Source organism: Aeromonas sp. QDB56 (assembly GCF_027705505.1).
Lineage (GTDB): Bacteria > Pseudomonadota > Gammaproteobacteria > Enterobacterales > Aeromonadaceae > Aeromonas > Aeromonas caviae.
In genome coordinates this window covers 74282-84180 of the sequence record NZ_JAPDBZ010000001.1, presented here as the reverse complement: position 1 = coordinate 84180, position 9899 = coordinate 74282, and the positions used below count along the sequence as shown (strand labels likewise).

General features: G+C 60.5%; 7 protein-coding genes, 1 rRNA gene and 1 pseudogene. 3 read left to right on the top strand and 6 right to left on the bottom strand.

Annotated features, from left to right (window positions below; translation table 11 throughout):
* Nucleotides 1-179: 179 nt before the first annotated feature.
* Nucleotides 180-294: ribosomal RNA gene (rrf, locus tag OKB81_RS00415) — 5S ribosomal RNA — on the top strand.
* A 101-nt stretch (nt 295-395) separates the two neighbouring features.
* Here the strand turns inward: rrf and OKB81_RS00410 are convergent.
* The 3 genes from OKB81_RS00410 to ilvY form a co-directional block, all read right to left on the bottom strand.
* The gene (locus OKB81_RS00410; protein WP_053287979.1) at nt 396-2969 is read right to left on the bottom strand and encodes a bifunctional acetate--CoA ligase family protein/GNAT family N-acetyltransferase; all 2574 of its coding nucleotides are present in this window, start codon (nt 2967-2969) and stop codon (nt 396-398) included.
* A 90-nt stretch (nt 2970-3059) separates the two neighbouring features.
* Nucleotides 3060-3251 carry a hypothetical protein gene (locus tag OKB81_RS00405; protein ID WP_010676124.1) on the bottom strand — a complete coding sequence of 64 codons (192 nt, stop codon included), beginning with the start codon at nt 3249-3251 and terminating at the stop codon, nt 3060-3062.
* A gap of 107 nt (nt 3252-3358) precedes the next feature.
* Entirely contained in the window at nt 3359-4252 is an 894-nt protein-coding gene (gene ilvY, locus OKB81_RS00400) for an HTH-type transcriptional activator IlvY (RefSeq protein WP_048209637.1), read from the bottom strand.
* Nucleotides 4253-4445: 193 nt separating this feature from the next.
* Here ilvY and ilvC point away from each other — a divergent pair, with 193 nt between their 5' ends.
* Nucleotides 4446-5927 carry a ketol-acid reductoisomerase gene (ilvC, locus tag OKB81_RS00395; RefSeq protein ID WP_039041087.1) on the top strand — a complete coding sequence of 494 codons (1482 nt, stop codon included), beginning with the start codon at nt 4446-4448 and terminating at the stop codon, nt 5925-5927.
* A gap of 163 nt (nt 5928-6090) precedes the next feature.
* Here the strand turns inward: ilvC and pgi are convergent, their stop codons facing one another.
* Nucleotides 6091-7740: a glucose-6-phosphate isomerase gene (pgi, locus tag OKB81_RS00390; protein WP_053287980.1), complete on the bottom strand. Its 1650-nt coding sequence runs from the start codon at nt 7738-7740 to the stop codon at nt 6091-6093.
* Nucleotides 7741-8161: 421 nt separating this feature from the next.
* Here pgi and OKB81_RS00385 point away from each other — a divergent pair, with 421 nt between their 5' ends.
* Nucleotides 8162-8350: a hypothetical protein gene (locus tag OKB81_RS00385; RefSeq protein WP_053288183.1), complete on the top strand. Its 189-nt coding sequence runs from the start codon at nt 8162-8164 to the stop codon at nt 8348-8350.
* A gap of 115 nt (nt 8351-8465) precedes the next feature.
* Here the strand turns inward: OKB81_RS00385 and OKB81_RS00380 are convergent, their stop codons facing one another.
* Nucleotides 8466-9302, bottom strand: coding sequence for a mechanosensitive ion channel domain-containing protein (locus OKB81_RS00380; protein ID WP_039040993.1), 837 nt, complete (start codon nt 9300-9302; stop codon nt 8466-8468).
* Between the two features lie 284 nt (nt 9303-9586).
* Nucleotides 9587-9670: pseudogene (locus tag OKB81_RS00375) on the bottom strand (nucleoid occlusion factor SlmA); the annotation flags it as partial.
* Nucleotides 9671-9899: the final 229 nt, after the last annotated feature.

Below are 9899 nucleotides of genomic sequence, written 5' to 3'. Positions count from 1 at the left end.
TGTAAGCGTAGCGATACGTTGAGCTAACCCATACTAATTACCCGTGAGGCTTAACCATACAACACCCAAGAAGTGTTTCTGGCCTTGTAGCGAATGAGCGAACTACTCAAATTCAGTGGTAATGACAAGCAACTAGCAAAGTCGTTATTCACGTCAGCTTTCCGAGATTGAAGAATTTGCCTGGCGGCAATAGCGCAGTGGAACCACCTGACCCCATGCCGAACTCAGAAGTGAAACGCTGTAGCGCCGATGGTAGTGTGGCATTCGCCATGCGAGAGTAGGACACTGCCAGGCACCCAATACGAGAAACCCCGCTCATCTGAGCGGGGTTTTTTATTGCCTGAAATTCACGTTATCCATCCATATCTGGTTGATTTACCACCACGATTGCATCGTTATACAACCTGATCAGCGCAGGGAAGCTCCATGTTGACTATCCCGTCTTCCAGCTGAATATCGATCTTGAAACCGAGCCGTTTGGCCAGATTGATCATGCCGCGATTGCTGGGCATGGTCATGCCAGAGAGCTGGCCTATGCCACGCTCTCTGGCGTAGCGCACGATCTTTTCCATCATCAACTTGCCGAGTCCGAGCCCTTTCAAGTCTGAGCGGACCAGGATGGCAAACTCCGCATCCGATTGATCCGGGCTGGCAATGGCTCGCACCACTCCCAGGATCTGCTGGCTGAAAGGGCCGTCCTGACCCACGGCGACGAAGGCCATTTCCCGGTCATAATCGATCTGGGTCATGCGGGCCAGCTCCTCATGCCCCAGCTCCCCCACGTCGGCGAAAAAGCGTTTGTACCTGTCTTCATCAGACACCTGCCGCACGAACTGCTTGTGGGCCGGCTCGTCTTCGGGGCGGATGGGGCGCAGCAGTACATGACTCTGATCTTTCAGCCAGGCACCCTCTTCCAGCTCGGTGGGATAGGGGCGAATGGCCAGTGGCAGCACTTGTTGTCCTCGCTCTGCCAGGACGAGCCGGGCATCCAGGATCACCATCTCTTCACCACAGGCCTGCAGCGGGTGCAGATCCAGTTCTTGTATCTCGGGGAAGGCCAGCAGCAGCTCGGAGAGCTGGCACAGCACCTGGCCGAGGGCGTCGATATCGAGCCGTACTGGACTGGCCTGCTCGCGGATCTTGCCATCCTTGAAGGCACCAATGATCTGGTAGCGAGCCAGTGCCTGGTTGAGGGGAGGAAGGGCCGCGACCATCTCGCGGGGCTCGACACCCGACTCCCCGAGCAGGATGACGGGACCGAAAACCGGATCCTGCTGCAAACGGATCCGCAGCTCCAGACCCCCGCTGCGGCGTGCCATGCGTTGTACTAGAAGCCCTTCTATGCGGGCGCCAGGGTCGTGCTGACGTACCCTGTCCAGAATGGCATCCGCCGCTTGGGCGACTTCCGCCGAGGTGCGCAGGTTCAGCATGACACCGTGTACATCGGATTTGTGGGCGATGTCGGGAGATCGCAGCTTCACCGCTACGGGGTAGCCAATCTGTTCTGCAGTCAGTGCGGCCTCGATGGCATCGGAAACGATCCAGGTCGCGAGGGTGGATAGCCCGGCTGCCTGCAAGATGGGGTGGGCCAGATGGGTATCCAGTACCCGCTGCTGGCGGTCCAGCGCTTGCCCAAGGAGCTGCTGGCAGCGCTCGACATCGAGCCTGTCGCCCTGCAGGGAGGCCGGGGTTTCCATCAACTGCTTCTGGTTGCGGCGATATTCCACCATGTGCATGAAGGCCGTGACGGCGCTTTCCGGGGTGCGATAGGTCGGGATGCCCGCCTCGTTGAACAGGCGTCTCCCCTCCTGGGCGGAGTATTCGCCTGCCCAGTTGGTCAGGATGTTGAATCGTCTGGCCCTGGGATGCTGCTTGATGAAGTCGATCAGGCTGCTGGCGAGGGTGACGCCTCGGGCGGTGAGGGACGGTGCATGGATCAGCAGGATGGCATCGGCACCGTCCCCTTGGAGCAGCGTCTCGAGTGCACTCTTGTAGGCCTCGATATCTGCATCGCTGCCGATGTCGAGGGGTGGCATCGCCAGCTTGCCTCCCCGAGATAGCAGTACGTCTGCGGCCATGTTGGCGAGGCCGCGCCCGTTGGAGAGGATGGCGAGCCGCTCCCCCTTGAGGGTCAGGGAGTGGCTCAGGGTCTCGACAGTGGCAAACAGTTCGTGGGTATCCCGGACGCGCAGCATGCCAGCCCGGCGGATGGCGGCATCATAGACATTGTCGAGACCGTTGGCCGGGTCGTGCCGACCGCTCTTGAGGATCAGGATGGGTTTGTTGCGCGAGGCGGCACGGGCGGCGGAGAGAAAGTGCCTGGCATCGTGCAGCTTGTCCATGTAGATCAGGATGGCGCGGGTCGTCCCGTCCCGGGAGAGCTGATCCAGCAGTTGGCCAAAGTCGATGTCGCAATGATCGCCCAGGGAGATGAAGGCCGAGAAGCCGATTTCGCGCTGCTTGGCCCAATCCAGGATGGTGGTGCTGACCGCTGCCGACTGGGAGAGAAACGCCACCTGTCCCGGAGTCGCTGCAATGGGGGAAAAGCTGGCGTTGATACCCTGCCCGGGGAGCAGCATGCCCATGCTGTTGGGGCCGAGCAGCCGGATGCCGTATTGCTGGCACAGATGCTTGAGCCGCAGGCGCTCGTCAGTGGAGAACTGGGCGGCCAGTATGATGGCGGCTCCGGTTCCTTTCTTGCCGAGCTCCTCGATGAGCGGCAGTACCCGTTCGCGCCGGGTACAGACGATGGCGAGATCGGGGGAGAGGGGAAGGCTCTCTATGTCCGGATAGGCGAGCACGCCAGCGATGGCCTGGCTGCGGGGGGCTACGGGTAGTATAGGGCCCTGGAACTGACCCGCCAGCAGGTGCCGGATGACCACATGGCCTGCTTTCTGCGGATCACTGGAGGCGCCGATGACGGCGATCGAGTGAGGTTTGAAGAGCCGATCCAGGCCGCTTTGTTTCATGGGCACTCCTCGTGGTGGCCCCCGGGGCGAGGGGGACGGATGGTGCCAGTCTAATACGCTTTGCGTGCGGGTACTGTGACCGATTGCGGATCACGATCTGGCCAGTGCGCTGGCGCGCAGATAAAAGCGCAGCTCCCCCTGAATGCATTGCACCGTGGCGAGGTGCCTGTCCTGGAGATAGATCTCCTGCTCCCGATCGAGTTCATGGCGCTGGACCCCGAGGCTTTGCAGATATTCTGCGAACAGGATGGCACTGCGGATTTCGACAAGATGCTGGCTCACGCTCTATTCCTTGATGGTGGCTGGATGGTGCCGGCCAGTGTCCCCTCTTCTCCCCCACTTTCATACTGATACATTTGACACTCACTGTGGCTCTGACGCCTGCCGGATCAGCGAAGGCCTCCCTGGCCGCGTGCGGTGTCCCAGAAGGCGCGGATCAGCGGCTCTTCCAGCCGCTTCTTGAGCACGGCGATGCCGACGTCGAACGCCTTGAGCGCCGGTTTGGGCTCGACCACACGCACCTTGTCCCCCATGGGGCTGTGATCGATGACGGCGGCAGGCACGACACCCACACCGAAGCCGAGGGCCACCATGGCGACGATGCCCTCGTTGCCCGCCACTTCTGCATAGATGTTGGGAGCTATCCCCTTGTTGCGAAACCATTGATCACAGCGCTTTCGGGCCAGCCCCTGTTCGGAGAGGATCAGCGGCAGGCGCTCCCAGTCAGGTTCACCCAGGGGGAACCACTGACCCTGCTGGGGGGCATTGCGGGGGGCGATGAACACCAGAGGGACTTGTTGCAGGCTGGCGAATTCCAGCTTGGACGAGAGCGCATCCGGCCTCGCTGCGATGGCGAGATCGGCTTCGTCAGCCAGGATCTTGTCCACTGCCAGTGCCGGGTCGCCGGTCTCCAGCTTGATCTCCAGCTGGGGATAACGGCGGCGAAAGCGCTCCAGTACTTCGGGCAACAGAAAGTAGCTGGCGGTGACCGAACAGAAGACCCGCAACCGCCCTTGCAGCGGCTCGTCGCTGCGCTTGAGCTCCTGTTTGAGTTGGCGCCACTCCTGCAGCAAGGCACCGCCAAACTCCCGCAGCTTGTCACCAGCAGGGGTGAGCCGCACCGAGCGGTTGTCCCGCTCGAACAGCACGCAGCCGGTCTCCTGCTCCAGTCGCTGGATGGCGCGGCTCAGGGTGGAGGGGCTGACCGCCATGGCATCGGCGCTTTTGCCGAAGTGGAGGGAGTCGGCGAGGTGGAGAAACAGTTCGAGATTGCGAAGGTCCATCTTTTTATTCCTGCGGCGTTGTCAGGCGCCCTGTAGCACGATGGCTCGGCGGCGGGAGATTGCGGGAAATCACATTTCAATTCCTGCAACGTACTGTTTCGAATATATCAGTTCAGGCAATAAGTGTCCCGCGCTATAGTGGTTTCGACAACGCCGCTATCCGGCATGGAATCAATCGAACGGAGCAATCACCATGGCTAACTATTTCAACACCTTGAACCTGCGTCAGCAGTTGGCCCAGCTGGGCAAGTGTCGTTTCATGCAGCGCGAAGAGTTCGCGGACGGCTGCAACGTGCTGAAGGGCAAGAAGGTGGTGATTGTGGGCTGTGGCGCCCAGGGCCTGAACCAGGGTCTGAACATGCGCGACTCCGGGCTGGACATCTCCTACGCCCTGCGCAAGGCCGCCATCACCGAGAAGCGCGCCTCCTGGCAGAAGGCCACCGACAACGGCTTCGTGGTCGGTACCTATGAAGAGCTGATCCCGACCGCCGATCTGGTGCTGAACCTGACTCCGGACAAGCAGCACTCCGACGTCGTCAAAACCGTGATGCCGCTGATGAAGCAGGGCGCCGCTCTGGGCTACTCCCACGGCTTCAACGTGGTGGAAGAGGGTCAGCAGATCCGTTCCGACATCACCGTCGTGATGGTGGCGCCCAAGTGCCCGGGTACCGAAGTGCGTGAAGAGTACAAGCGCGGCTTCGGCGTACCGACCCTGATCGCCGTCCACCCGGAGAACGATCCCCAGGGTGAGGGCATGGCCATCGCCAAGGCGTGGGCCTCTGCTACCGGTGGCGACCGTGCCGGCGTGCTGGAATCTTCCTTCGTCGCGGAAGTGAAATCCGACCTGATGGGCGAGCAGACCATTCTGTGCGGCATGCTGCAGGCCGGTTCCCTGCTCTGCTACGACAAGCTGGTTGCCGAGGGCACCGACCCGGCCTATGCCGGCAAGCTGATCCAGTTCGGCTGGGAGACCATCACCGAGGCCCTGAAGCAGGGCGGCATCAGCTTGATGATGGACCGTCTCTCCAACCCGGCCAAGCTGCGTGCCTTCGAGCTCTCCGAGCAACTGCGCACCCTGATGCGTCCGCTGTTCGAGAAGCACATGGATGACATCATCGCCGGCGAGTTCTCCCGCGGCATGATGGCTGACTGGGCCGAAGACGATGCCAAGCTGTTCGGCTGGCGCGAAGAGACCGGCAAGTCCGCCTTCGAGAATGCCCCTGCCTATGCCGGCAAGATCGCCGAGCAGGAGTACTTCGACAATGGCGTGGTCATGGTGGCCATGGTCAAGGCGGGTGTCGAGCTGGCGTTCGAAACCATGGTGGCCTCCGGCATCTATGAAGAGTCCGCCTACTACGAGTCTCTGCACGAGTTGCCGCTGATCGCCAACACCGTCGCCCGCAAGCGTCTGTACGAAATGAACGTGGTCATCTCCGATACCGCGGAGTACGGCAACTACCTGTTCGCCAACGCCGCCGTGCCGCTGCTGCGCGAGCACTTCATGCCGACTCTGCAAGCAGGGGACCTGGGCAGTGCCCGTGCCGAGAGCAAGGCGGTGGACAACCTGGCCTTGCTGGCTGCCAACGAAGCGACCCGCAACCACCCGATCGAGAAGATCGGCCAGACCCTGCGTGGTTACATGAAGGACATGAAGCGTATTGCCGTCGGCGGTTAAGCCTTCGCTGAGCGGCATCGGAAGGGGCGGGGATGACGATCCCCGTTACTGGCTGGCTTAGACACCTGGCCTGTCGTCCGGATGATGCAAACAGACAGATTGAAGCCTATAAAAAAGCCCCGCTCATCGAGCGGGGCTTTTGCATTCTGGAGGGCGGGAGCAATCAGACCTTCCAGGCTTTCCAGGTGTTGATCAGGCCGTTGGTGGAGCCGTCGTGGCTGGTGACGGCCTCATCGGTGCCCAGCTCCGGCAGGATCTTGTTGGCCAGCTGTTTGCCCAGCTCCACACCCCACTGGTCGAAGGAGAAGATGTTCCAGATTGCGCCCTGTACGAAGATCTTGTGCTCGTACATGGCGATCAGGGAGCCGAGGGTTTTCGGGGTCAGCTGCTTGAACAGGATGGAGTTGGTCGGGCGGTTGCCTTCGAACACCTTGAACGGCACCAGATCCTTGACTTGCTCCAGCGTCTTGCCGGCGGCCAGGAACTCGGCCTCCACCGCTTCCTTGCTCTTGCCGAAGGCCAGGGCTTCGGTCTGGGCGAAGAAGTTGGCCAGGAGCTTCGGATGGTGGTCACCGATGGGGTTATGGCTGATGGCCGGCGCCAGGAAGTCGCAGGGGATCAGCTTGGTGCCCTGATGGATCAGCTGGTAGAAGGCGTGCTGGCCGTTGGTGCCCGGCTCACCCCAGATGATGGGACCGGTCTGGTAGTCAACCGGATTGCCGTCGCGATCCACGTACTTGCCGTTGGACTCCATGTTGCCTTGCTGGAAGTAGGCAGGGAAGCGATGCATGTACTGATCGTACGGCAGGATGGCTTCGGACTCGGCACCATGGAAGTTGTTGTACCACAGGCCGATCAGGGCCAGCAGTACGGGCACGTTCTGCTCATAGGCGGCAGTGGCGAAGTGCATGTCCATCTCGAAGGCGCCTTGCAGCAGGGCCTCGAAGTGCTCGAAGCCGAGGGAGAGGGCGATGGGCATGCCGATGGCGGACCAGGAGGAGTAACGGCCGCCGACCCAGTCCCAGAACTCGAACATGTTGTCGGTGTCGATGCCGAACTCGGCCACGGCCTTGCCGTTGGTAGACAGGGCGGCGAAGTGCTTGGCCACGTGAGCCTTGTCACCGGCGTGACCGAGGAACCAGTCGCGGGCGGTCAGGGCGTTGGTCATGGTCTCCTGGGTGGTGAAGGTCTTTGAGGCCACCAGGAACAGGGTGGTTTCCGGATCGATCTTCTTGAGCGTCTCGGCGATGTGGGTGCCGTCGACGTTGGAGACGAAGTGCATCTCCAGGTGATTCTTGTAGGGGCGCAGGGCCTCGGTGATCATGACGGGGCCCAGATCGGAGCCACCAATGCCGATGTTGACCACGTGCTGGATGGCCTTGCCGGTATAGCCCTTCCACTCGCCACCGATGACCTTCTCGCAGAAGCCCTTCATCTTGGCCAGTACGGCGTTCACTTCCGGCATCACGTCCTTGCCGTCAACCTCGATGGGACGGTCGGAGCGGTTGCGCAGGGCGGTGTGCAGTACGGCGCGTCCTTCGGTCATGTTGATCTTGTCGCCGTTGAACATGGCGTCGATGGCGCTGCGCAGATCGGTCTCGCCAGCCAGGTTCACCAGCAGCTTGAGGGTCTCTTCGGTGATCAGGTTCTTGGAGTAGTCGACCAGGATGTCGCCACCGAAGGTGAGGGAGAACTTGTCAAAACGCTTGGGATCCTGTGCGAACAGATCCTTGAGACGCATCTCCTTGTTGGCTGCAAAATGGGCTTCCAGTGCCTGCCAGGCCTGGGTCCGGGTTGGATTGATATTTTTCATAGGATTATCAGTCTTCCAAGTTGTGTTTGAACCTTGCAGGCAAGGCTCCCGCCAAACCTTATTATGCGAGCATTATACCGGGCACTCCGTGCGCCCCGTGTAACAGAGCATTACCAATTGTCTGCAACGAGGGAGTGTACAACCAAAACAGTGCGATTATGAGTCACCCAGTACCCCGGGATCTTGCGTTCGCGCATGCTTGTTCGGGTTGAAAAGGCTTTCATTTCAAGGGGAGCACGGCCGTGGCTCTGGAAAGCTGGCGTGACAGATAAAAGGGTATTCAACAGACGCTCATCGGACGGTTTTTTGAGCAGACGCAAATGGCGGGCAACAGACGCTGGCTACCATATGAGCCGAATGGACGAGATCTCCCAGGGATGGCCAAGGTATGGAATCAATGGTGTGGAATGAGGAGATCGAGATGAAAGCCCTGTTATCCCTGTTTGCCCTGAGCCTGATCGCCACCGGCCTCATCGGCTTGCTGACCCTGACGCTGGCCAATGCGGCGCCGACGCTGGAGATCCGCGTGATGGTGGTGATCGGAGCCGTGCTGGGGGGCTATGTGCTGATGCAGCCCCTGCTCAACCGGGTTGCACGCCGGCTGGGGTGAGAACGCGGTGCTATCTGGTGCGCAAGACCGGCCTGTGGCCGGTTTTTTCATGTCACAGAAGGCAGAAACGACAGTGCCAGCCCGAAGGCTGGCACTGGAGAACGTACACCGAGGATCAATCCGCCGTCTTCTGCATGTGAACCACACGCTGGGGGAAGGGGATCTCAATGCCCTCGGCGTCGAAGGTGAGCTTCACCTTCTCGTGGAAGTCGAACCAGACACCCCAGTAATCACCGGTCTTGACCCAGGGACGCACCACGATGTTGACTGAGGAGTCGGCCAGCGCGGCAACGGCAATGGTGGCTGCCGGCTCCTTCAGGATGCGGGGCTCTTCGCTCACCAGCCGCTCCAGGATCTGTTTGGCCTTGCGGAGATCCGAGCCGTAGCCGATGCCGAAGGTCATGTCGACGCGGCGGGTATCCATGCGCGAGTAGTTGACGATGGTGCCGTTGAGGATGGCGGAGTTGGGCACTACCACCATCTTGTTGTCACCCGAGGTGAGGGTGGTGGTGAAGAGCTGGACCGATTGCACCACGCCATTGGTGCCTGCCACCTCGATAAATTCCCCTGCCTTGATGGGGCGGAAGATGATGAGCAGGAAACCGGCGGCAAAGTTGGAGAGAGAGCCCTGCAGCGCCAGACCGATGGCCAGACCGGCGGCACCGATAATGGCGACGAAGGAGGCGGTCTGCACCCCGACCCGGCCCAGGGCGGCGATCACCACGAACACCAGGATGGTGTATTTGAGGATGCTGCCGACGAAGTGGGTAACGGTGGTGTCCAGCTTGCGGGTCTGCATCACCTTGACCACGCCACCGCTGAGAAGGTTGGCTGCAATGTAACCGACCAGCAGGGTGATCAGGGCGGCGGCGATGTTGACCGCATACTCGATGATCAGTCCCTGGTTGTTGGTCAGCCAGGTCTGTGCTTCGGTAATGATCTCGGGTTCCATAGGATGTCCTGTTGGTGTGAAGATTTATGGCAGATGAATGTAACACTTGAGCGCGACAAGCTGGGTCGCATCTGGTGCTTGTCTCTTCTTTTGTGCCACAAAAAGCAAGGGAGGCCAAGGCCTCCCGTTTTGTCACAACCCTGCTGGCGCAGGAGCGCATCGAATGTACGCACTCAGCTTTGCAGCAGCTGGCTGCGGATAAACTGCCACTGATCTTCAAACCCGGCAGTGGGTTTGATTTTGAGCTCGGAGCAGACGTGCATTGGTTGATGCGGTCTGCTGGCTCAGCTTTGCAGCAGCTGGCTGCGGATGAACTGCCACTGATCTTCAAAGCCGGCAGTGGGCTTGATTTTGAACTCGGAGCGGACGTGCATTGGTGGATGCGGTCTGCTGGCTCAGCTTTGCAGCTGCTGGCTGCGGATGAACTGCCACTGATCTTCAAACCCGGCGGTGGGTTTGATTGTGAGCTCGGAGCAGACGTGCATTGGTTGATGCGGTCTGCTGGCTCAGCTTTGCAGCAGCTGGCTGCGGATAAACTGCCACTGATCTTCAAAGCCGGCAGTGGGCTTGATTGTGAACTCCGAGCGGACGTGCATT

What these genes read in the sequence shown, in the direction of transcription:
- OKB81_RS00410 (WP_053287979.1), bottom strand. Translation starts at nt 2,969, where the DNA reads ATGAAACAAAGCGGCCTGGATCGGCTCTTCAAACCTCACTCGATCGCC.
- ilvY (WP_048209637.1), bottom strand. Translation starts at nt 4,252, where the DNA reads ATGGACCTTCGCAATCTCGAACTGTTTCTCCACCTCGCCGACTCCCTC.
- ilvC (WP_039041087.1), top strand. Translation starts at nt 4,446, where the DNA reads ATGGCTAACTATTTCAACACCTTGAACCTGCGTCAGCAGTTGGCCCAG.
- pgi (WP_053287980.1), bottom strand. Translation starts at nt 7,740, where the DNA reads ATGAAAAATATCAATCCAACCCGGACCCAGGCCTGGCAGGCACTGGAA.
- OKB81_RS00385 (WP_053288183.1), top strand. Translation starts at nt 8,162, where the DNA reads ATGAAAGCCCTGTTATCCCTGTTTGCCCTGAGCCTGATCGCCACCGGC.
- OKB81_RS00380 (WP_039040993.1), bottom strand. Translation starts at nt 9,302, where the DNA reads ATGGAACCCGAGATCATTACCGAAGCACAGACCTGGCTGACCAACAAC.